Consider the following 22759-nt stretch of genomic DNA (forward strand, 5'->3'; position numbering starts at 1 on the left):
AAGTGCGCGGTGTGATCTCGCCGGGGAGGGCCGCTCGGGTAGATGTGCCGTTCTGGTCACAGTCTGCGCAGAAAACAGCGTGCGCGCCCATTTGCCTTATTCGATGACTTTTTGGGCGGAACATTGGTCGCGCGCTCGACTTTCAACCACCGCCGAGCCCCGCAGTGTAGCCTGGAGCTGGACGCGGAGTGAGGGCGAAGAGGAGATCATCGTGACGAGGGTGGCAAAGCTTCTTGCAGTAACCGCAATACCTGCATTGTTGATCACAACGGCCGGGCCGCTGCTCGCTGGTGGTGGTGGTGGTGGTGGCGGCGGTGGTGGTGGCGGCGGTGGTGGTGGTGGCGGTGCCGGAGCGGGAGCAGGTGGCGGGGTAGGAGCTGGCGTTGGTGGATCCGGCGGACATGGCGGCGGCGTGGGACATGGTGGCATTGGTGGTGTCGGTCACGGCAGTTCGGCATCGACCGCTGCTCCAGGGCACGCGATGCAATCAATGTTCTCAAGCCCGCAGTCGCATGGCGCGCATCACGGGGCATCAAGCCTCAGCCTGGGACACGCGATACAAGCGGCGTTTTCAGCGGTGTTTTCAGGCTCGCACTCGCATAGCGGGCATCATGGTTCATCAAATCATGCCGGGCATCTCGGCGCGTCCGGCTTCAGTCCGGGACACGAGATGCAAGCCGCATCCTCAAGTTCGTCCTCCGGGCACCCCGGCGCGTCCGGCTTCAGCCCGGGGCATGAGATGCAAGCCGCATCCTCAAGCACGCCGTCTGGGCCTCCCGGCGCATCCGGTTTCAGTCCGGGACACGAGATGCAAACGGCGGCTCCGAGTCCCTAGGCCGGCGACGACCGGCGGTTCGTATCGAGCTTCGCACTCCTCCACTACGGTCGGTAATGCCTAACTATCGAAAGCTAGGTAACTCCTCGCGCAAGATCGCGACCTATTGGGGCCCCGTTGGAAAGTGATTGATCCTGCAGCATGAACGACGGCGCCGATCGCACAGGGAAGCGCAACCGGCAGCGGTTGTTGACGCATCGCTGGCGGCTGGGGCGATCAATCCAGGGCCCGCCAGCATGAGCCGGCGGGCCCACTCCGTTTGACCATTATTCTGTTTTTCCAACCGAGGCTTCGCGGTCAAAATCCGCAAGCTTAATATTGCTTTCTGGCGAGCCGAAAGTGTGAGCCAACTTGTACGAAGCGAGACACTGATTGCCTCGTCGGAAGTCACCACCGAGGCCTCTCGCATCGAAGGTATTCAAGATTGATGCGCCACCGGTGTTCACTCGGCAGGTAGGTAGCGAAGTAGTGCCGCGCCGCGCCTGCCGCGGGACTGGCAGACGAAGCGCGGCTCAATGATCCGACAGCCGAAAATCGTCTGGTGGCAATGTCTCTCTTAGCTCTTGCCGGGAGCCCGATAATGGCTAGCTGCTTTGGAAGCCCTTTCGGCCACCGATTTGAATTCCGCTCCAGTCCAAGCTCTTGCTGTTTTCACGCCGGATATTGTGCCCGCCGCCACCGCTGCCAACAGAGCGGCGATAATGGATTCGGACTCGTCAGCCTCAGAAATGAGCATGAAATCAGAGTCGCCGGTCGTGAAATAAAAGCTAACAAGCTTGCCACCTGCACCCTCAATCAGCTTGCGCACAGCCGGCTCTCTGTCCTCGGGTGCGCTAACTAACCCCTTGGCATAACTCTCAGTGAAGCAACCACGCGTAAACAATCTGATCATAACGCCCTCCATCGTTAGTGAGCGCATTGACGCGGATATTCTAGGGGCGGGCTCAGGAGGATTATTGAGATGGATCAATCCAACCAGCGATATTCCCATCTATCGCGCCGCCCTATTCCATCCCGCCGACAATTGATGTCCGGCGGTCCCCCTTGCCACAGCGGCGCGACAGACGAACCGCTGCTCGACGTCCGACAACCGCACCTAGTCCGCAAAGCGATCGGCTATGAGCAACACCAAATGACTGCAACGATATTCAGCGCAATAGACCAGGACGTCCACGCACGTCCATCTCGCGCATCTCGCCGAAGGTTAACTTGAGCGGACGGTGACCGGGCGGCGGTGTGCGGTTCTCGGGGCGGACAGGTCTACGCATGCCGCCATCAAAGCGGCCCCGACGCGGGCTTGCAAAATATCAATTACTGGGGGCCTCGGCGTGCGGTGGGCCCACTGGCTATCGCCGGTGGAGACTTAGGTCCCCGGTGTCCGTCCGTATTTGTCTGCCTGAACTCCCCCTTGAGAGCTGAACTCCCCCCTGAGAGACGGAATCGCGCTTCGTTGAGTCGGAAAATGCAGTGCTGCTGGGTTGTTTTCCCACCCCGGCTGCTGAACTCTCGCAAAACCGAGGCCGTTACACGCATGTGTTTCACTGATTGGTCTTTTCTATTCAACGTCGTCGCACTCGTCTCGAGTCGCGGAAAATTACTGTCCGGGGCGCTGTCCTGAAATTCTTTCCGTGAACGTTGCTATCGGGCAGACCACGCCAATTGGTGACACTAACATCTCACCTGGCGACAGTTTTACTGACTGCCGCCTTTAATTAAGCATATTAGTGATTGCGCAAACAGAATTCGGCGCGGCTAGTGAGCGAGTTCACATATGCGTCGCTGACCTAGAACTATGGTGACTGTGGAATTCGTGGTGAAAATATCTCTCTATTCCAGTGGGGTATTATCATGAGAAATCTGTTCTTGATCGCAACCGCCGTCGCCTCCGTAGCAGGTGCGGCGCCCCATCAAGCCGGCGCGTGCACTTTGCGCTTTCCGGCTTTCGAAGTGACGGGCTTCCCGATCTCCCGGACCCAAGTAGCAGTGCTGGGAGCGGCCCACGTTGAGGAGACTTCAGCTACGCCACAGCTAATGTTGGCCGGCATGCCCGCTTCTCCCAATCAGATCGCGATTCTGACACCACGCCTAAAACCACGGATAGTTGAGGCGTCGGCAGATCCCAGCCAACTCACCGTGGGCGTGGCGTCTAGCTTGCAGAGGAACACCGCAGAGACGTGTGCCGCTGACTGATATTGGCAGACCCATTGCGGTACCTTGCGCAACCCGCCTTCGGGCGGGTTTTCTTTTCTAACCATCGAACGATCTTTGTCGGCAGCGACGGGGCATTCCGCGACGATTGCTCCGTTTTGCTTTACCCCGCAGTGCCAATTAAAAGTGTCGTCAAGACTCACTGACATGTACATGGCTCATTGACGTGTCGATCGGTTGCGCATGGCGAGCTGCCGGACGATAGCGACGGCAATAGTTCGGTGCGCACAAATGAGAGCCGCCCTTCACAACCTTGCGCGGAATGTTGATTTGTGGCTGACACGGATCGTAGCTTGCAGTCTCGCCTCCCCCGCGGGGATTTTCCGGAATACAGCAGGATTTTAGCGCATCGGCCTGGTGCTGCGGCGAGTACCAGTCGGCGGTCCATTCCCAGACGTTGCCGATCATGTCATGGACCCCGTAGCCGTTGGGTGGAAAGGCGGTTACTGGCGATGTGCGTTCAAAGCCGTCCTCAGCGGAATTCTGCCGGGGAAATTGCCCCTGCCAGGTGTTGGCCATATGCCGCCCACGGGGGGTAAATTCATCGCCCCAGGCGAACTCAGCCCCGTCGAGACCGCCGCGAGCAGCAAACTCCCACTCCGCTTCCGTCGGCAGTTCTTTGCCCGCCCAGGCGGCATACGCTTCCGCATCACGATAAGCGACGTGAACGACAGGGTGATCATCGAGACCGCTGATCGAGCTGCGCGGACCGTACGGTCGGCGCCAGTTGGCGCCGAACTTGAACCTCCACCACTGGCTCCAGTCCCGGAGATCGACTTGATGTTTCGGCGGCGTGAACACGAGCGAAGCGGCCTTCAGCATGTGCGGCAGCGCACCAGGATAGTCGCTCGGGTCAGGTCTGATCTCGGCGCAGGTGATGTAGCCGGTCGCTTGCACGAACTTACGGAAGGCGCGGTTGGTGACGGGAGTTGCATCGATCCAAAAGCCAGCCACGGTCACACGATGGACCGGTGACTCCTCCGGATAGTGGTTATCGGAACCCATACGAAAGATCCCGCCCGGTATACGAACCATGCCGCGAAGCACATCAGATACTGAGGCTTGTGGTCGTCGACCAGTTTGGTCCAACATCGCGGGTACTCCTCGTGATGGGCACCGCCATGACATCCGCTGAACGTCCTGCCAGAAGGTTGAGCTTTGGATGGTTGGCGCGCTATGCACTTTCGGCACAGGCGCTGCGGTGCGATGGCCCTGGCAGGCCAGAAACTCGGTATGGTCGATCCGCGTCTTTTGGCAGAGATAGACAGTCGCGGTACCGCGCACGGCAGATGTTTAGGCGCTACTGTTTACCGCTGTGAGCCGCCGCAAAAGTGAGAGATTTGTCATCGGGCCCTCGCGCCTTAAACTGTTGCCGTCGGCAATGCCAGTGCTACGAGAATGTGGAGAGGACAACAAATGACCAAGTGCCGCTTTTCATGATCAAGCCCTTTCGTGTTGGGAGATTGAATTCAGTTCAGCAATGTTGACGGCGCATCCTAGCTTCCTTCGCCCAATTTGCACTTGCGAACCTTGCCGCGGAAGATCCAGACGCCGATCGTGTAAGTGGCGATGGCCGGCAAGACCAGGATTCCGCCGAAGAATGGGCTCTGCCGATTGCGGGCTCTGCTGGATCCGCAGTCCAATAGAGCTCGAGACCATTCGCGCTGTCGGATTCCATCTTGGCTCTCCCTACGATTGCGCGGTACCTGCATCACATTGAAGAGCAACTGCGGCGCACAGCTCAAACCTCCTCGAAGACAATATTGCAGTCTATGCGGCGTCGGCAGGTCTGCCCAAATGCGGGGCAGCGCTATTCGCCGTGCCGCTTGCCGGAATTGCATAGGCGTAACGACAAGACCGGTCGTCAAGCTGGGGGCAAAGCGCGACCTCACGGTGAGGGCGGCTGTTCGGCGCAATCCGAAAAATGAACCAGGATGATTGTGGTTTTAGCTTTCGGCAATGCGCCATAGACCCTGCGGATCGAGCAGAACGGCTGATCCGTAAGTGCGCCTGATCAAACCCTCGCGTTCGAATTCGGCCAAGTAGCCGTTTACGGTCTTCCGAGTTAGGCCCACCATTTCGGCGAGCGCCTCCTGGCTGAGTGATAGCACGTATTTTCCGGCTTGCTCCTCTGCCTGCGCGAGGCGCGTAATCCGGGCGGCAAGCCGCTGGCGCGGGGGCAACGCAATCACCTCTGCAGCGAGCTGGAGCAGATCGCGCACCTGCAAATAAAGCAGCGCCGCGACAGCTTGCCAAATTTGCGGCCGTTTCATTGCGATCTGAGTCAGGGCACGGTCGGACGCGAGCAGGATCAGACTGTCATTCATGCATTGGACCGTAACCAATCGCGGGCCTCCGCCAAACCGCGTCGTCTGACCAATCGCGCCGCCAGGAACTGTAGGGCCGATCAGAACCTCCCGATCACCTGGCGCCTTGCACAAGACGTAAACCAATCCGCGAATGACAACCAATATGCCGGTCTCTTCGTCACCTTCCGCGTGCGTCCATTGGCCGGCTTCAAAGCTCACCAACCGGCCATGGGCTAACAGCGGCTCCACAAGGTCCACGCCGTGACCATGCAGCCACGTCTGCTTTTTCAGAATTTCGCGGGTCTGGACAAGGTCGGCCTTTTCCAAGCCGAACTGTAACAGAAGTGACAGTCTTTTACATCCGCTCCGATATCCTGCGCTGATAAGGAAAATGCCGGCACAGGGAGGAAGACCCTCATGAGTTCTGCAATTATAGACATTCGTCCGTTGGACCGTTGCGGCGCCTTGATTGAAGAAATCGATGTGACGCGCGCCGGCGACGATGTGATCGAGACCATTCGCAACACCGTCTTTCAGCGCGGCGTCGTCTTCATCCATGGACGGGTGCTCGAACCCGAGGAACTGATCGGCTTCGCGCGCCGATTGGGTCCGATCGTGATCAATCGCTATTTTCCCAAAACCGAACGCTACCCCGAGATTGCCAAGGTTGAAAAGTCCGAGTCCCAGAAAACCAATATCGGTGGAGGATGGCACACCGACCACAGTTACGACGTAGCACCGGCGATGGGCTCCGTTCTGATGGCAGTCGAGACGCCCCCCGTGGGCGGTGACACCTTGTTCGCCAATCTGTACGCCGCCTACGACGCACTCTCAGCCGGGCTCAAGGCCACCTTGCACACACTGAAGGCTCATCACGCATCGGCTCACGCATTTGGCGAAGGGGGATACTACGCCAATAGCGATCGCGTGGAGTTGGGTGGCTTCAAGAATACGCCCCAGGCGATCCATCCGCTCATCATCACCCATCCCGGCAGCCACAAGCCGGTGCTCTACGTCAATCCTGGCTTCACGACTGGCATCGTCGGTTGGACTCGCGAGGAGAGCGCGGCGCTGCTCAACCATCTCTATCAGCATGTCACGCAGGATCGCTTCGTCCGTCGCTTTCAGTGGCGCCCGGGCTCGATGGCCATTTGGGACAATCGCTGCACGTGGCATCAGGCGCTCAACGACTACCACGGCCATCATCGCCTGATGCATCGGATCACCCTTGAAGGCGGTCCGCTTTCCTAAATGTAGGTCGGTTTCGTTAGCGAGAAATGCCCGCGAAACCGCGGCCGGAAAAAAAGCTCACTGATACCGCCCTGAAACCAGAACGGAAGGAGCAAGCGCGCATGATCCGAACCGTGCTGCAACGGTTGAATCCCTGGGGACCGCTGTTCTTCGGCCTGGGCTTTATCGCTCCGCTGACTGCAACGCTCCTGACGGGCACCGGCCTCGGAACATCGTTCGGCTTCTCTCCGATCTGGCCCGGGCTCGCCCTTGGCGCCGCTTGGGGTCTCTACGCAAAAATTCGCGGAAGCTGGCTATGACAATGACCATGGATGCAGGCATTCTCGCGGCCACCGATGGCAACAACGATCGCAATGACCTTATCGGTCAGGAGAGGGCGATCGCCCGCAAATATATCGGCAAGTTTCCGCTCGCGATGGCGATCTGGGGCTTCGGCAATCTCGTATGCTGGCTCGCCCTCTGGCCGCTTGTTTTCACCGGCATGCTGCCGCTATGGGCGACGTTCCCGATCGCAACCGTGAACGTCATTCTTTGTTACCTGCCTTCGCACGAGGCCCAGCATTCGAACTTCGCCAGACCCGGAGAGAGCCTGCGGTGGCTCAATGAACTGATCGGCTATGTCTCAACCATCCCGCTGGTGCTGCCGTTCAAGATCGCGCGGATTACCCACATCGAGCATCACCGTCATACGAACGATCCCGACCTCGACCCTGATCATGGCGCGAAGGCCGACACGTGGTGGCAGGCGATTCTGACCGGCATCAAGCGACGGCAACCGGGTCGGCCAAACAGCTACGCTGTCGCGATCAAGCGACTCGGCGGCAATCCGGTCGTCCATCGCGCCGCCTTGGAAGGCGCGCTGCAAACGCTGTCTTACTGGGGTATCCTCGCTGTGCTCGCTTGGGCAGGTTACGCGCTGGAAGCGGCATTGATCTGGTGGCTGCCGCGTCATACTGGCACGAGCTACATCTCGCTGTTTCTGAGTTGGGCGCCGCATCATCCGGCGAAGGAAAAAGGCCGCTATCGAAATACTCGGTTCTTCACCAGTCCGCTCGGCAATATCCTGGTGCTCGGGATGGAGCATCATGGCATCCATCACCTTTATCCTGCCATCCCGTTGACCAGCAATGCCGCGGCGTTTCGCGAAATGCAGCCGATCCTCGAAGCGCGCGGCTGCCGTTTCGAGCACCTGTGAGATTTTCGCCGTCCGCTTGTGGTCAGCAAAAGCGAGTACCGCAACCGGCGAGCCCGGCTTGGTGCCGGAGATTGCCAGTCGGTGGACCAGACGTGTCCGTGACCGCTGGACTCGCGAGGAGCATCGCGAGTTCTGCGCACGAAAATGCGCCGCCGCATAAAAAATGAATACAAAGGGAGGAATCCGGTGCAAGCTCAAAAGACACTCGGAAAAGCCTGGGCCATCGTCGCCCTGCTTTTCGGTTTCATGATGATCAACTTCGCTGACAAGGTCATCGTAGGTTTGGCTGGCGTGCCAATCATGACCGACTTGGGACTGACGCCGAAGCAGTTCGGCCTGGTTGGGTCGAGCTTCTTCTTGTTGTTCTCGGTTTCTGCAGTTGTCACGGGTTTTCTTGTCAATCGAATCCGTTCGAAATGGGCGCTCCTGGCAATGGGTCTCGTTTGGGCGCTGGTCCAGTTTCCCATGCTGGGTACGATCGGAATCGAAACCTTGATCGCCTGCCGAATCGTGTTGGGAGCAGGAGAAGGACCCGCCTATCCGGTTGCCCTCCATGCGACTTACAAGTGGTTTCCAGATGACAAGCGTACGCTTCCCGGCGCTATCATTTCTCAGGGAGCATCGGTCGGCGTAATTATTGTGGTCCCACTCCTCAGCTGGATCATCACCAACTACAGCTGGCATACTGCCTTCGGCGCGCTCGGCGTCGTCGGGCTGCTCTGGGTGTTGATCTGGGCGATTTGGGGCGAGGAGGGTAAAGGTGAGGTCGCGGCGGACTCCACTGCCGCGGATCATATTCCTTACCGCACCCTGCTGATGAGCCCAACGAACCTGGCTTCGTGGTGCAGCTACTTCGGCGCCTATTTCGGCCTCGCACTTATTCTTTCCTGGTTCACACCGTGGCTCGTCACGGCGCTGGGCTTCTCCCAGACAGCAGCGGGTCAGTTGACGGCGCTGCCGTTCCTGGTCGGCTTTCTCGTGGTTATCAGTGGAAGCTGGATCTCCGAGTGGATGATGCGATGCGGGTCTACCAGCCGGGTGGCGCGCGGCGTTTTGGTTGGCTCAGCCCTCATTCTCGGCGGAATTGCCCTGCTGGCGGCGCCTTACGTCGCCGGTATTGGGCTGAAGATCATTCTGGTCTTAACCGGCGTTGCGCTGCCTTCGATTGTCTATCCGATCTCGCCCGCAATTCTTGCCGAGATAACACCGCCAGGGCAGCGCGGCGCTGTACTGGGCATCAACAGTGCCGTCGGCACGTCGGCAGGAGTCGTGGCCCCTTACCTCATGGGAAGCGTCATCGAAGGAGCGGCGTCAGCTTTGGAGGGCTACAGCCTCGGCTTTTCGGTCTGCGGCGTCGTTACGTTGGTCGGCGGAATTATTGGACTGCTTTTTCTGCGTCCGGAACCGCAGCGCGCCCGCTTCGATATGCGCAAGCCAGCGGCAGTTCAGGCGACCTAAATCCATGATTGTGGGGCGCTGGATGAAAGGACGCACGGCGCTGTTCCGCCGTTTCATGCGGCAAGACCGCCGACAGTACGACGGGAAGAAGAAGCCCTAGTGAGATAGAGCGTCGAGCGATATATCTCGCCAGCCGCTTAGGTGCGGCATGATGACGACGAAGCGAAGCGTTTCTGGTGCGGTGGCTCAAAGGGACGAGGAATCAACATCCAATAAGCCATTGATTTCTTGATCGGCCCGGCAGGACTGCCACCCACAAAACAAATCAAAAGGTTAGTTGCCCCAACCCGCCATTTCCGCGCACTGACACATCAACCGAATTTTCTTTCTCCCCAACCCTGAGGGCGAGGAGGGGCTCCGTCGCGGCCCGCGAGTCCCGTCAGTGCGTTTTTCCTCTCGCCGCTACCGCACGCAGCCCCGGTCCCGCGAAAGCGCATCAAGGACGCTGCGAATCCTGTGGGCGATTGCCGACCATGACGCACGGGACCACGTTGCCGGCCCCATGCAGCAAACCATGGTCTACCGCCGAGCATGCTCACGGGTTACGCCTCGGTGAGTACGTCGACGTGTCGTTGCCCTACGTGGGCGAATTGGTGGATGGGGTTGAAGTACATGGAAGGTCGTACCGCGCCTGGAAGGCAACGAATTCCGACTGGCCAAGGCGCCAACGTTACGCTTGATGATGCAAATATCCACGTCGCCTTGCATGAGTTCTGTCTAAGAGTGCCACCCATCGGCCTCCAGACGTTGTTGCTCTGGGCATCCATGCCGGTGAGAATTGTGGGGGACACTCCATCGCTGGAATGTCCCCCGCAAGCGGCCAGGACGACCATCTGTGCTCTGTCGACGCGCTTTTAGCTTCTATGACCTTCTCGGCCCAGTACAACTCCATGGCTCGCTCCGTCCCTTGAGCTACCCCAACGAGAACCTTGAAGCGCAGGGCGGGAGTTGCAAATGGCTGAATGAGAACAGAGTGTTCGCCTAGAGGAACACTCACACCGCCTCTGCGGATGTTGGAATCGGAAGGGGCCGCTTTGAAAGCGGCCCCTTGGCGGCCGGTACAATTTTCATCGGGATGAAATACTCAGCCCCGGCAGTGTGAACCTCCTCCGAACTGATGGACACCTGTAGTAGGCTCGAAGAGCCAGGAGGTGTCGGATGGAAGGACGTCAACGTCGGTCGTTTACGGACGACTACAAGCGGCAAGCGATTGATCTGGTCGCATCGAGTGGCCGCTCGATCGGATCGGTGGCCAAGGAACTTGGCCTGCGCGATTCCGTGTTGCGGCGGTGGGTAGAGCAACGTGGGGCCAGGCGGGAGCCGACGGCGGCGTCGCGGCGCCCCACGACGCAGGCGGCGCTGCCGTCGGCGGACCACGCGGCGGAGATCGCCCGTTTGCAGCGAGAGAACGAGCGGCTGCGCATGGAGCGCGACATTTTAAAAAAATCGATCGCGATCTTTGCTGGAGTTCAGAAATGAGATTCCGCTTCATTGAAGATCGCCGTGCCGACTATCCGGTGATGATCATGTGCGACGTGCTCGGCGTCTCGCCTGCTGGCTATTATGCCTGGCGGGCGCGCCCGGAGAGCGCGCGAGCCGCCGCCAATCGTGAGCTCGTCGGCGATATCAAGCGGGTTCACCGCGACACCAATGGCCGCTATGGCAGCCCGCGCATCCATGCCGAGTTGAGGGCTCAGGGCCGCGGGGCGAGCCGCGGTCGCATCGAGCGATTGATGCGCCGCCACGGTATCAGGGCCATCATGGCGCGGCCACGACGGGTGCGCACCACCGACAGCCGTCACGACTTCCCGATCGCCGCGAATCTGCTCGAGCGCAACTTCATCGCCGCAGCGCCGAACCGGATCTGGCTCGCCGACATCACGTACGTCGAGACTGATCAGGGCTGGCTTTATCTGGCCACGGTCATGGACCTCTACAGCCGCAAGATCGTCGGCTGGGCGATGGCGGATCATTTGCGCGCCGAACTGCCATTGGCGGCCTTAGCGATGGCCATTGCGACACAGCGGCCTGGCGCCGGCCTGATCCACCATTCAGATCGCGGCGTTCAATACGCCTCCGCGGAGTATCGCAAGATGATGCAGTCCGCCGGCTTCCGAGCCTCGATGAGCCGCAGGGCCGATTGCTATGACAACGCTCCGATGGAGAGTTTCTTCCACACGCTCAAAACCGAACTCGTCCATCACCAGCATTATGCAACACGTGAGGAAGCCACACGTGATATCTTTGCTTACATCGAGGGCTTCTACAATCGAACACGTCGCCACTCGGCCATCGGATATCTCAGCCCGATCGAGATGGAGCTAAAAGCAGCTTAACCCTGTCCATTTTTTCGGGGGAAGATCAGTGGTCACTTTAGCCGCGCGCGTCGCCGCCGTAGAAGGTCGACCGGTCGTAGCGATTGAGGGGAAGGCCGCGCCGCAGCCGCTCGGGCAAATCCGGGTTGGAGATGAAGTGACGACCGAATCGACGAGGTCGGCGTCGCCGGTCGCGAGGATAGCCTCCGCCGAATCCGGTGCGAAGCCGCCTGCCGCGGTCAAGGTCCGGGAGAACTTCGGCCGCAAATGCTGGGCGGCGATCGGCGCCTGACCATGCGCGATCTCCTCGGTGCCCCTGATGCGCGGCTCGACGACGTGGAGGTAGGCAATGCCCAAGCGATCGAGCTGGGCCGCCACTTAGCCGAAGGTTGCGGGCGGATTACTATCCGACATTGATCCATACGTGCCGCTAACCGTTTAATCAGAAGAAAGTCTGAGCCTTGAGACAAGAAGGGACGCAAGAGCCAAGATCGCGCCCACGCCTGCAACGCAGGCGGGCCATCCGAAATGGTCGAACAATTGGCCAAGCACGGCGCTCCCGACTAGACCGCCGCGCTTCCGACATTGGGGGGCTTGAGGTTCGGGAAAGAGCGCCTTCATTCTGTGCTGCGCTTTTCGATCCCGTCAATGTTTCGAGCCGATGCAATCAAGAACAAAAAGTCAGACGATTGCGCTGTCATCATTTGGCCCCAGTCAAACACCGGACTATCACTCCTCGTTTCAATCTGCGAGACTTAACTCCGACCGCACTAACAACGGGCATGTGAAAAACAAAGCCCAAAGGGAGGTACGCAGTGGAGAAGGTGCGACGCTTACGCGCAAGGGGTTCGCTGTGCCGTCAACAGGCCGCGTATAACAGCATGAACAAATGGAAGCTCCTCGCCGAAGCAGAACACTGGGAGTACCTAGCTGAGCTTGCACTGTCGTCCTACTTCGAAGAATGCAATGCGGTTAGCTCAAACGAGGCAGCACAGCCTGTCTTGGGGTTTACAGCTCGCGCTCCATTGGATGCTGTTGGTACTTGACCTTAATCCAGAACTTCTGCCGCCCGCCGCGGTAAGGCCGATCGAAGCGCTTGGCTCCAATCCCATCCGGCAGGCTAGATCGGGACCGATCTCGCCTCGCTCAAACGATCCGGACGACGCGCTAGGAGTCGTGCCGATAGGACTTTCCGGCAGAAGCCACGACAGTCCTGTTTGTCTACTCACCGCCGTGCCAGCTAGGATCGGCGCGTTTTTTTTCCGATTTTTTTTGAGTAGGTCTGTGATGTCCAGTGCAATCGAATTGATCGTCGATGGCTATGCTCGGTTAGGAGATCGCCAGTCCCTAGAGGACCTAAGAATGCATAGGCGGCGACTTGCGGTCGATCTGAAATCCGTGAAGGGCTTTGACTGTAGTCGCTCGATCGAACAGATTGAAATCGACATCGCTGCGATTGACACAGGCCTTGTCAGCCTATCCAACGCGGTTGGATAGGAAGCCTCGACAGCGCTCGCCTACCTCTTCCGATTGTTTTTGGCAGCCCCACGATAGCTGCACTTAAGGATTGATCCTATATGACACGCTCCAATGAAGCTGCGCCGTGCCCGGCTTGTGAGAAATGCTCCGGTGAAATGTCGCTCGTAGGTGAGTTGCCAGCGGTATCGAATTCGCCCGCCGTCCGCATTTATAAGTGCCCACCTTGCGGCAGGATCGCTTCGGTCAGGACGCATCCCGAATAAGGGGTGACCCGCGACCGAAATCTAAGCCTATCCTAGTTCGTCGCGGGGAGCCCGAGCGCTTAAGAATTACATGCGTTAAGTTTTTGGTCGGACTATAATACCTCTCCGCGTGGGAGGTTGGCTCTATGGAAAAGTACATCCACAACGAGAACATCCGACGGTATCGGAAGCTCCTCGAAGAGGAGACCGACGAGCACAAGCGCGAGACGATCCGCCAACTGTTGACTGAGGAAGAAGCGAAGGAAAGCCGTCCCAAGAAGCCACATGTGTAAGGAGGTAAGCAGCGGCTCATCCTCGATAGAGCGCAACGATGGAAAGAACGTGCAGGCACCGCGGACAGACCTATGAGCTAAGCAGCAGTAAAGCAGACATCGAGCGGCGCGCGAAACCCGCAGCGTCGGTCGAAAATGACCCGTCGCCAAAGTCGACAAGCCCTCCAAGGATTCTTTCGAGTATGCTAGCCAATAGCGGTCTATGTCCAAATGGCTCAAACCGCTTCTTTTTGGGATTTGGGGTCTTTTGCTGATCCCCTTGATCGGCACGACTTTTGAAACCTGGTTGGCGGAAAATGTCTTTTCCGAGCCCAACGCTGTGGCCACGACAATTTCCAACAACCTCGTCGCGGTGGGCCAGCTACGTTGGTTCAAATTTGCGTTGGTCTTGATGACCGGAATCGTAATCGGCGTTTCATTAGACTCGTCAACCCGGAAGTCAGGCGAAAGAAGGGCTTTTGAGCTCCGGAGCCTCGGTTATAAATTTCGTAGTCTTTCAGATAGCATCAAGATTAGGACCGCATCGTCGGGATGGCCGGACATTGCGCGCGATCTCAAACCAGCAATCATGTCTGCATTTATCTCTGCCAGGAAATACGATTTGTGGGTACCCGGTGAGCGCGTGTTCGAACTGCCTGACGCCTCATTCCTTTGTGAATACTTCACATATGTCGGAAGGCTCTTAGAGGATGGACATCTAGACGAGGCCAGCCGCGAGGCGCTCTCCTGGAAACCATTTCTCGATAGAGCAAAGCCATCGTGAGTTTCCCGTGCGAGTATCGAGCGCACACCTTCGCCATCGTTTAGTCGTGCACTCATAAAGCAACGAGACCCTTCGGGGCTCACGTCTGCTTAGCAAGCAACCGCGGCACGAGCGCAGACATTCGGGACCGCCGCTTTTGAGTCCCGGAGCCGAACAGGCCAATGATGGTCGTCACGTCGGCTGTCAGCGGTACGCCGGGCATCGGTCCACAGTCGCTTCCACCGCCGCCTTTGACCGTAGCGGACCATCCGCTTTGCTATCTGCCAGCCTCGGCGACTTGCTCGTCTGGGGAATTGGTGTAGTCTTCCGGCGTCACCCGTCCGGGCCTTGCGGTCGGTCAACTTCGAGCGACCTCTTGCGATCCAACTTAGGAGATCGCCGGGCCAAGCCAAGGCACTGCCCAATGACGCACAGCGGCCAAAAGGGCTTCGGTATGACCAAGCACGGCCGATCAGGGCATGCGACCCGGTCGCCGCGTTTCCGCTTCCTACAGAAGCTTGAAGCACAAAAGAACGATCGCAAGGACCGCTCTCAGATTAAGGACCCGAAACAGTCCGTCGAAGAGTTGTTCCATCCCCGGCAGCCAACACGAACCTGACGAACTGGCTGTGTCGGGTCTACGTCGGTTGCTGGGCCAGCAGATGACATAGCAGGACGACGAGAACGAAAGAGGCGGCCAACTGAGGCGGCCTTACTCACTCTTAAACTCCGCGATCTTTCGATCTTGAATCCATAGCTCTACGTCGTATCCGTCAGCCAACGCTCTGGCGCGCTTCTTGGCTTCGGTTTCGTCCTCGCAAATCAGTTGGGTGCTAAGCTCGATATGCCCGTCGAAGCCCATGATGTATGCGCGATACTCCTGCATCTGCTGACCCCTTGCACAAAAGCTACCAACTGAGGCGGCCTCATTCTTCAGGGGGTTGCAGGCCCGGCGACGTCAGCCACCCGTCGATAGCAGAAGCGGACTCGAGCTGGCGCAGTTTGCTTTCCAGAAGATCACGCTGCGGTCCTGGCTGTGTGTTTTCCAGTTCCGCTATGATGCTGGCTCTCTCCGCGTTCAGATTCTCGTCAAATATTTGGGGTTGTGGGCGTCGTCTCATGGCACTCTCCTTTCCCTACGTGAATTGGGCGGGAGCGCAACCGGCGTTCTCATCACCGACCGAAGCAACGGTGCCTGCAGTGATGGAACCAATATGCACCCGGGATAGGAGCAACGCCAGAACAAAACTGAAGTGGGAGCTCTCAGGCCGCCGCTCGCGGCCTTACTACGCGAGGTAGATGCTCGTCATCGCCACAGCACCGAGGAGGGCCGAAGATCGCAATGCCAAGGCAGATACGTGCTTGGATTGAATATGAATCGAAATCAGGCTGGTCGATCATGGCACGCTCCCTCTCGTCTCAGACGGGAGCGCGTTGGTCTCTCAGTCACCGTCGCCTACAACTAGCCGCGCCGGTGATACAGCTTGTCCGACGGGGCCACCGTCCGGCTGAATTTAGGGCAGCCTTACTGTACGATCATGAGAAGCGGATGTCTCGCATGTCTCGTTCGATGTGCAGCATAGGCCGTTCTGGATCAAAAAGCGGCGGTCGAGGCGAGTGCCGCTCGGCATCTGGTGGGGGCGGTCCAATCGCGTACCGCCCAATTTTCATGTGTGCTACCTAGTCGGATAACAAATGGTAGCAGGAAAAGCAGATCATGACTGACGATCAGGCCAATCTCGTCGTTCAGCACACTTGGCGCTCCGATTGAAGGGCAGTGAGGCACATCCACCAAACGCCAAGGACATTGGATTCGATCCTGCCTCTATAAGAACTGTATTGCTGACCGGCTTGCGTTCGGCGGGCGTCACGATCCACCACGAGCCAGCCGGGGAAAGCGAAGAGCCGCCGTGGTCCTAAGCGCGGCACAGAAGGCCCGCGCCAATGTCTCAGTCGGGTCAAAATGCGAAGAACTCAACGCGAGCAAATCTAGCCCGCTACGCCCCACGGAGCGGACCTCATTGAGACTGCTGCCACTTCGCTGATGGGCCAATAAACGACATCATTCGCGTATCTCGTCGGTAGTCGCCAGTGACGTGGCATCGGTCAAAATTGAAATGGGCTGACCGAAATGGAAATCTTGCCGTCCGCAGCTTGTTCTACTTTAAAGTCTACCTCTTTTTGCGCTGTCACATCCTCAACGGTCACATACAACAACCCAGAACAAGTAACTGCTCGCTTGGCTCGGCTTCTTGAATTTGTGCGTATTGTATCATCCAGCCTATACGCGGCGCCTCGTCTCGCCTTTTCCAAAATGGCAAGTTTTTCAGACTCTGTGTTCGCATTACTTAGCATCGCCGCAACCGCCCTCGAATTCTCGACTGCGTAGTTGACAAGCGCGTTGTTGCTGTCGTCTGAAATGATCTTAACCACAGTACTGCGCGTATCTAAAAAATCACACTCGGGCGTCGTCCCGCCGCAACCGCTCAGCAAAAGTAAAACAGGGAGACACCCGCGCCGTCGCATGTGACCCCTCCGAGAGCGGGCCTTGCGCAATCCCGAAGCTATAGCAGCTTTCGAGCGGCCAATGGCGCGAACCAGTGCCGGAAGCTTTATCAGGCTCCAATGCTCGAGACGGGTGCTCTCAAGTCGGTGGAGCGCCGGATTGTTGATCGGCGCGTGCTGCATCTGCTGCTGGCTAACCTCTACATGCGCCGGTTTGTACTGGGATCGAAGATGCTCGGGCTGGAGCGAAGCCTCGGCTCTCGCATCGTGGCCTATGCTGACGACCTCGTAATCCTGTGCAGGCGGGCAAGGCTGAAGAATCCGGCCCCTCCAGTTGGCAGCCCCAGCGGCAAACGCGCCTCCCGTGCCTCCGTGGGCTGCACTGCTCTCGCAGCTTCGTGATCACGCCGATGCATTCGAGCAAGGCTCATCGTAGTAAAATGACGTGGCCTCGAAGAGGAGCCCGGCCATGAAGAAGATCGTGATTGCGACGACCTGTGCTGCCGTTACTCTTACCGCCTATCCGGCAACCGCATGCGATTGGAACCGTCAGGCAAGCGCCAAGGATCCTGTCGTCGTCGCCACCGCTCCTTCCACAACTGTTGGACGGGCCTCACAAGGCTGCGGCCCAGCCCTCGGGTGTTGCTTCCGATGAGGGCAATCGCAAGCCCGTCCAAGAATCGGCGCCGGTTGTTTTGGTCACTGACCGCCACTAGGCGCGCCTGCGATCCTCTCGACGACCGCGCGTGAAGTTACCTCGACGGCACTTCTGACGGGCCGAGGTTTCGATAGCCGCGGGGTGGTCCAGTGCAGCTGATGGTCCGCTTAGCGACGGCCTCCTGGCGGAGGCTGTACGTTGGTTAGCGACCGGGGCGCCACCAAATCGCCCAACGACTCAACGACACAAGTTGCAGCGGGCGGGGCGATGCGCATGGGTGCAGTAATGATGCGCTATTGGTTTAATCGATATCAGGCTGCGATCCTGAATGGGCTTGCCGTCGCGATGTTTATCCTCCTGATTGCCGCGATCCTCGCGCGAAATGTCGGACCTGCTGAGAAATCCGGTCGAGCCACCTCTGGTGTCGCTGAGCTTCGAGGGTCGCTGCCGTAAGGCCCCGCCTACCGAGCGCACTGATAGGCCTCCCGGCTAGCCGCTTTGTGTCTGTCCGGGCGAGGCGCGCTCGCGGGCTTACGCCGCGCGCTGCGTGGCTGCGACGACGGCGAACAGCGGCGGAGGCCGGTACACCAGCCGCGGGGACCCTTGCCATTATGCCGCGGACCGCGATGGAACTGGCGCGGCGAACTTACGGTTGATTAGCGTGTGTAAACCTTCCAATGGAGGTGTCATGGAGAACTGGATGGAGAACTGGACGAACGCAAAACTGTGCGACGTCGCAAACCTGATCCTTGGCGCGATTCTGTTCGTTTCGCCCTGGATGTTCGGCTTCGACGCCGGAACGGTCTCCACCAACGCCTATATCACCGGCATCGCCATCGCGATCCTCGCAATCGCGGCGCTGGCGGCATTCGCGGTGTGGGAGGAGTGGCTTAACCTCATCGTCGGCTTGTGGGCGCTGGTTTCGCCCTGGGTATTGGGCTTCCAGGGAACCACCGCGATGACGGTGCATGTGGTAATCGGCGCGGCGGTCGCGATCCTGGCTGCGATCGAGCTTTGGATGATGTCCCAGATCCCGCCGCGGTTGACCACCGGCCGCTGAGAGGCTGAGGTTCGTAGATAGTCAGGATTGTGATCAGCGGAGTCGCGAGATCATAGAGACGTCGACGGCGCGATCAGATCGTGGGCCAGGCAGCAACGCGATCGAGGAGTCGCTCCACGCTCTTCGCGTCGATCTTCGCCAAACCAAACTCGTCGGCTCAGACCGTCGCGATCTCACGTAGACTCTTGCCTTCGACCTGCAACGCTCTCCCGCGAGCCAGCGCGGCCTGCTCAGAGGCTTTCGGGACCAGCGGCCTGTTCTTGCCGGTGCCTTCGACATCGAAGCCGAAGGGCCGCTTTCTGCCATTGAACAGTTGCTGCCTGTGAACCTTGTGGCCGGCAACAGACGCTCATTCAGCCAGATTTCGCGGTCAATGCCGTCCGATAGCGAGACGGACGTTTCGCGATCTCCAGTAAGAACCTGTGGTACACCTTATTTGGCCGCCGTAAATCAGGAAATCCGGTTTCTTCGGAAGGAGAGAAGTTCTGTTCAGGGACGTCCAGCTATCCGCCGGGTGATTGGGGGAGTACGATGCAAAGGCCCACAGCATGTGCGAAATGGAGATGAGCCCATCGGCCCAGACGGGTACGACATCCTTGCTGACCCGGTGCGCCTCCGCCGGCTCCCATAGCGACGGATGCCCAGCGCCGGGGCCCGGCGACATCCGCAGGAGATCGGAGCAAAGGAGGAACAGATGGCAGCGATCGTAGAGAGCATTGAGATATCCCGTCGCCCCGAAGACGTCTTCCTATACGCGACGGACTTTTCGCATTTCCCCGAATGGCAGGGGGGCGTCGTGTCGGCACGCCGGCAGGGCGACGCCCCACTGAAAGCCGTGGTGACCCGCCGGGTCGGTCCGCGGAAGTTGCAGAGGACCGAGGAGATAACTGAACTGAATCCTCCGAGGACGTGGACGGTGCGCGGCGTTGGCGGCCCGCTCACAGCGATTGCCAAAGGCACAGTTGAGCCACTCGATGAGGGCAAGCGGTCGCGCGTAACGATCGCCCTTGAAGTAGAAGCCCACGGGATCGCCAGGGTGCTTGCTCCGCTCATCCTTCGGCAAGTGCGAAGGCAGCTGCCGAGAAACGAGCAAAAGCTGAAGGAACTGCTCGAGCGGGGCGCGTAACCGCAAAACGGGACGTCGTGTTCCGCCGTGCCGCCTGTGGGCATATGATCATGAAGGAGAGCGACATCATGGGTGTTCTCACCGACGTCGCCGGCTCCAAGAAGGCGGCCTGACGCTGACCGCCGCAAATGCTCACCCCTGAGGAGCGCCTGCCTATGCTGCCTCGCAGGTGAGAGACGAATTTCAATTCAGGGAGGAACAAATATGTCAGCTAAAGAAGTCAAGTTAGGCGTCGATGCCCGCGACCGCATGCTGCGCGGCGTCGAGATCCTCGCCAATGCCGTGAAGGTCACGCTCGGTCCGAAGGGCCGCAACGTCGTCCTCGACAAGTCGTTCGGCGCGCCCCGCATCACCAAGGACGGCGTTGCCGTCGCCAAGGAGATCGAACTCGAGGACAAGTTCGAGAACATGGGCGCGCAGATGGTGCGGGAAGTGGCGTCGAAGGCGGCGGATGCTGCCGGCGATGGCACCACCACCGCGACCGTTCTCGCCGCCGCGATCGTCCGTGAAGGTGCCAAATCGGTTGCCGCCGGCATGAACCCGATGGATCTCAAGCGCGGTATCGACCTCGCGGTCGACGCGGTCGTTGCGGACCTCTCGAAGAATACCAAGAAGGTCACCTCGAACGAGGAGATCGCCCAGGTCGGCACCATCTCCGCCAATGGCGATGCCGAAGTAGGCAAGTTCCTCGCCGATGCCATGAAGAAGGTCGGCAACGAGGGCGTCATCACCGTTGAAGAAGCCAAGTCACTCGAGACCGAGCTCGACGTCGTCGAGGGCATGCAGTTCGATCGCGGCTACATCTCGCCCTACTTCGTTACCAATGCCGACAAGATGCGCGCTGAAATGGAAGACGCCTACATCCTCATCAACGAGAAGAAGCTCTCCTCGTTGAACGAGATGTTGCCGCTGCTCGAGGCCGTGGTGCAGACCGGCAAGCCGCTTGTCATCGTGGCTGAAGACGTCGAAGGCGAAGCGCTCGCCACGCTCGTCGTGAACCGCCTGCGCGGCGGCCTGAAGGTCGCGGCCGTCAAGGCGCCGGGCTTCGGCGATCGCCGCAAGGCCATGCTGCAGGACATCGCGATCCTGACCGGCGGCCAGGCCATCTCGGAAGATCTCGGCATCAAGCTCGAGAACGTCACGCTCAACATGCTCGGTCGCGCCAGGAAGGTGATGATCGACAAGGAGAATACCACGATCGTCAACGGCGCCGGCAAGAAGGCCGACATCGAGGCGCGCGTGGCCCAGATCAAGGCGCAGATCGAGGAGACCACCTCGGACTACGACCGTGAGAAGCTCCAGGAGCGTCTCGCCAAGCTCGCCGGCGGCGTCGCGGTGATCCGCGTCGGCGGCGCGACCGAGGTCGAGGTGAAGGAGCGCAAGGACCGCGTTGATGACGCGATGCATGCGACCCGCGCGGCCGTCGAGGAAGGCATCGTTCCGGGCGGCGGCGTCGCCCTGCTCCGTGCCTCCGTGCATCTCAAGGGCATCCGGACCAAGAACGACGACCAGAAGACCGGCGTCGAGATCGTGCGCAAGGCGCTGTCCGCGCCGGCCCGCCAGATCGCGATCAATGCGGGCGAGGACGGCTCCGTCATCGTCGGCAAGATCCTGGAGAAGGATCAGTATTCGTTCGGCTTCGACAGCCAGACCGGCGAGTATGGCAACCTCGTCACCAAGGGCATCATCGACCCGACCAAGGTGGTTCGCGTCGCGATCCAGAACGCAGCCTCGGTCGCGGCGCTTCTAATCACCACCGAAGCCATGGTCGCCGAGCTGCCGAAGAAGGCCGGTTCCGGCCCCGCAATGCCCCCGGGCGGCGGCATGGGTGGCATGGACTTTTGAATCCAGCCGTTCGGCGCTCAAGGAAAAAAGGTCCAGCAGCGATGCCGGGCCTTCCCGGACTAGCTACCGGTCCAACTCGACGACAACAGCTGGATGGAGATGACCCATCAGCAGGGCTCAAGCGGATACGTGCAGCAGTTCGCCGATCGTATTTTCGCCGAGCGTGGCGTCTGCTTAGGGCGCGCGGCAATGCCCCAATCTCGGCCAGATGAAGCCATGAATGCCGGCGAGCTTGAGCGGGCGAACCAATCGGACCATCATGTCCTATAGCGCCAACACCAATATCGCCAGGAAAGCCCGCACGAAGGCCGAGGCGGATTTTGCCACTTGGCTCATGATGGCCAAGCTCGGTGGTTTCGATGACCTTCCGTCAAACGCACAGAGCTTTCTGACTAACTATCGAACCCGACTCGAGACGATCAGCGAGGTCGAGTCCACGGCCCTGGCCATTCGCGAGGTCTACAGCGCTTATTACAGGGAGATGGGAGGCGTAGGCGTGGCGCCGGAACCAAAGGCTCGCACGCAAACAACAAAGGGCAAAGTCGTGCGGTCTCAGCGACGGCCTAAACCTCAACCTGATCTACCGGCCGCGCGCCATTCGACGAGGCCAATGATCCGAAAATCCCTCCGAGCACTGCTGATTTTCGCGAGCATGGTGGCACTGATTGTCGCATATAGATTTCTGGGGCCGTAATGCCCGCAGATTATGTGCGACGTCCGCTTTTCCCCCGATAGCTACCAAGTAGCGGACATCGCGCACTTCGCCGATGCGCCGATTCCGTTGAAAAAGGCGGCAGTTGCGACGCGGAAGGATCAAATACGAGCACAGAAGCCGAAAGATTAGCCATTTGGAAAAGGGGAGACAAGGCGCCGCATATAGGTTGGATGATACAATACGCACAAATTCAAGAAGCAAAGCCAAGCGAGCAGTTACTTGTACTGGGTTGTTGCATGTGACCGTTGAGGATGTAGCAGCGTAAAAAGAGGTGGACTTTAAGGTAGAACAAGCTGCGGACGGCAAGATTTCTATTTCGGTCAGTCCGTTTCAATTTTGACCGATGCCACTCCACGGGCGACTTCCGACGAGGTCGGCGAATGACGTCGTTCATTGGCTATTCTGAGGTGTCCGCACGCGCCGTCGAGGTCCGCTTAGCGAGGCACAGCGGACTCGGTTGCTCATGTTGAGTTCTTCGCATTTTGACCCAGAAGAGACATCACCCGGACGAAGGGCGAGTCGC

Annotated in this window: 21 protein-coding genes and 1 pseudogene; 14 read left to right on the forward strand and 8 right to left on the reverse strand. The window is 59.2% G+C overall.

Annotated elements, in window-relative coordinates:
• Positions 1–142 precede the first annotated feature (142 nt).
• From NLN62_RS31080 to NLN62_RS31095, 4 genes are all read right to left on the reverse strand, one after another.
• Positions 143–445: a hypothetical protein gene (locus tag NLN62_RS31080; protein WP_254111350.1), complete on the reverse strand. Its 303-nt coding sequence runs from the start codon at positions 443–445 to the stop codon at positions 143–145.
• A gap of 946 nt (positions 446–1391) precedes the next feature.
• On the reverse strand, positions 1392–1727 hold the full coding sequence (locus NLN62_RS31085; RefSeq protein ID WP_027527827.1) for a GYD domain-containing protein: 336 nt from the start codon (positions 1725–1727) through the stop codon (positions 1392–1394).
• 1448 nt (positions 1728–3175) lie between these two features.
• The gene (locus NLN62_RS31090) at positions 3176–4135 is read right to left on the reverse strand and encodes a formylglycine-generating enzyme family protein (protein ID WP_254111351.1); all 960 of its coding nucleotides are present in this window, start codon (positions 4133–4135) and stop codon (positions 3176–3178) included.
• An 854-nt stretch (positions 4136–4989) separates the two neighbouring features.
• Entirely contained in the window at positions 4990–5679 is a 690-nt protein-coding gene (locus NLN62_RS31095) for a Crp/Fnr family transcriptional regulator (protein WP_254111352.1), read from the reverse strand.
• 90 nt (positions 5680–5769) lie between these two features.
• On the opposite strand from NLN62_RS31095, the gene NLN62_RS31100 reads away from it, so the two are divergent.
• From NLN62_RS31100 to NLN62_RS31120, 5 genes are all read left to right on the forward strand, one after another.
• On the forward strand, positions 5770–6603 hold the full coding sequence (locus NLN62_RS31100) for a TauD/TfdA family dioxygenase (protein WP_254111353.1): 834 nt from the start codon (positions 5770–5772) through the stop codon (positions 6601–6603).
• A gap of 101 nt (positions 6604–6704) precedes the next feature.
• Entirely contained in the window at positions 6705–6902 is a 198-nt protein-coding gene (locus tag NLN62_RS31105; protein ID WP_254111354.1) for a hypothetical protein, read from the forward strand.
• Positions 6899–7798: a fatty acid desaturase gene (locus NLN62_RS31110; protein WP_254111355.1), complete on the forward strand. Its 900-nt coding sequence runs from the start codon at positions 6899–6901 to the stop codon at positions 7796–7798. The genes NLN62_RS31105 and NLN62_RS31110 overlap by 4 nt, the downstream gene beginning before the upstream one ends.
• Before the next feature lie 186 nt (positions 7799–7984).
• A complete protein-coding gene (locus NLN62_RS31115; RefSeq protein ID WP_254111356.1) occupies positions 7985–9256 on the forward strand; it encodes an MFS transporter in 1272 nt (423 codons plus the stop codon).
• Positions 9257–10414: 1158 nt separating this feature from the next.
• Positions 10415–11592 (forward strand): IS3 family transposase gene (locus NLN62_RS31120; RefSeq protein ID WP_254107522.1). Its coding sequence is split into 2 segments (ribosomal slippage): positions 10415–10712 and positions 10712–11592, totalling 1179 coding nucleotides; the frame shifts between segments, so codons are not numbered across the junction.
• Here NLN62_RS31120 and NLN62_RS31125 read toward each other — a convergent pair.
• Positions 11578–11949: a hypothetical protein gene (locus tag NLN62_RS31125; RefSeq protein ID WP_254111357.1), complete on the reverse strand. Its 372-nt coding sequence runs from the start codon at positions 11947–11949 to the stop codon at positions 11578–11580. The two genes, NLN62_RS31120 and NLN62_RS31125, sit on opposite strands and share 15 nt — an antisense overlap.
• A gap of 1489 nt (positions 11950–13438) precedes the next feature.
• Here NLN62_RS31125 and NLN62_RS31145 point away from each other — a divergent pair.
• Together NLN62_RS31145 and NLN62_RS31150 are read left to right on the forward strand one after the other, a co-directional pair.
• A complete protein-coding gene (locus NLN62_RS31145) occupies positions 13439–13585 on the forward strand; it encodes a hypothetical protein (protein WP_254111359.1) in 147 nt (48 codons plus the stop codon).
• Positions 13586–13787: 202 nt separating this feature from the next.
• Positions 13788–14348, forward strand: coding sequence for a hypothetical protein (locus NLN62_RS31150; protein WP_254111360.1), 561 nt, complete (start codon positions 13788–13790; stop codon positions 14346–14348).
• Positions 14349–15039: 691 nt separating this feature from the next.
• On the opposite strand, the gene NLN62_RS31155 is transcribed toward NLN62_RS31150, so the two are convergent.
• The 3 genes from NLN62_RS31155 to NLN62_RS31165 all read right to left on the reverse strand — a co-directional run bounded on the left by NLN62_RS31155 (position 15040) and on the right by NLN62_RS31165 (position 16853).
• Positions 15040–15213, reverse strand: a complete 174-nt coding sequence (locus tag NLN62_RS31155) for a hypothetical protein (RefSeq protein ID WP_198031966.1) — start codon at positions 15211–15213, stop codon at positions 15040–15042.
• 40 nt (positions 15214–15253) lie between these two features.
• Positions 15254–15448, reverse strand: a complete 195-nt coding sequence (locus NLN62_RS31160) for a hypothetical protein (protein WP_156944911.1) — start codon at positions 15446–15448, stop codon at positions 15254–15256.
• A 985-nt stretch (positions 15449–16433) separates the two neighbouring features.
• Positions 16434–16853 carry a hypothetical protein gene (locus NLN62_RS31165; RefSeq protein WP_254111361.1) on the reverse strand — a complete coding sequence of 140 codons (420 nt, stop codon included), beginning with the start codon at positions 16851–16853 and terminating at the stop codon, positions 16434–16436.
• A 99-nt stretch (positions 16854–16952) separates the two neighbouring features.
• Between NLN62_RS31165 and NLN62_RS31170 the strand changes: the two genes are divergently transcribed.
• The 7 genes and pseudogenes from NLN62_RS31170 (at position 16953) to NLN62_RS31200 (ending at position 22215) form a co-directional block, all read left to right on the forward strand.
• Positions 16953–17234: a hypothetical protein gene (locus NLN62_RS31170; RefSeq protein ID WP_254111362.1), complete on the forward strand. Its 282-nt coding sequence runs from the start codon at positions 16953–16955 to the stop codon at positions 17232–17234.
• Positions 17235–17688: 454 nt separating this feature from the next.
• Positions 17689–17943 (forward strand): hypothetical protein, encoded by a 255-nt coding sequence (locus tag NLN62_RS31175; RefSeq protein WP_254111363.1) that lies wholly within the window; start codon positions 17689–17691, stop codon positions 17941–17943.
• A 247-nt stretch (positions 17944–18190) separates the two neighbouring features.
• On the forward strand, positions 18191–18550 hold the full coding sequence (locus NLN62_RS31180; RefSeq protein ID WP_254113762.1) for an SPW repeat protein: 360 nt from the start codon (positions 18191–18193) through the stop codon (positions 18548–18550).
• Positions 18551–19244: 694 nt separating this feature from the next.
• The gene (locus NLN62_RS31185) at positions 19245–19676 is read left to right on the forward strand and encodes an SRPBCC family protein (RefSeq protein WP_027528097.1); all 432 of its coding nucleotides are present in this window, start codon (positions 19245–19247) and stop codon (positions 19674–19676) included.
• Between the two features lie 204 nt (positions 19677–19880).
• Entirely contained in the window at positions 19881–21521 is a 1641-nt protein-coding gene (gene groL, locus NLN62_RS31190; protein WP_254111364.1) for a chaperonin GroEL, read from the forward strand.
• An 81-nt stretch (positions 21522–21602) separates the two neighbouring features.
• Positions 21603–21791: pseudogene (locus NLN62_RS31195) on the forward strand (hypothetical protein); the annotation flags it as partial.
• Positions 21781–22215 carry a hypothetical protein gene (locus NLN62_RS31200; protein WP_027528113.1) on the forward strand — a complete coding sequence of 145 codons (435 nt, stop codon included), beginning with the start codon at positions 21781–21783 and terminating at the stop codon, positions 22213–22215. The pseudogene NLN62_RS31195 and the gene NLN62_RS31200, both read left to right, overlap by 11 nt.
• The last annotated feature ends 544 nt before the right edge of the window (positions 22216–22759 follow it).

The sequence above is a fragment of the Bradyrhizobium sp. CCGUVB23 genome (assembly GCF_024199885.1).
Taxonomy (GTDB): domain Bacteria; phylum Pseudomonadota; class Alphaproteobacteria; order Rhizobiales; family Xanthobacteraceae; genus Bradyrhizobium.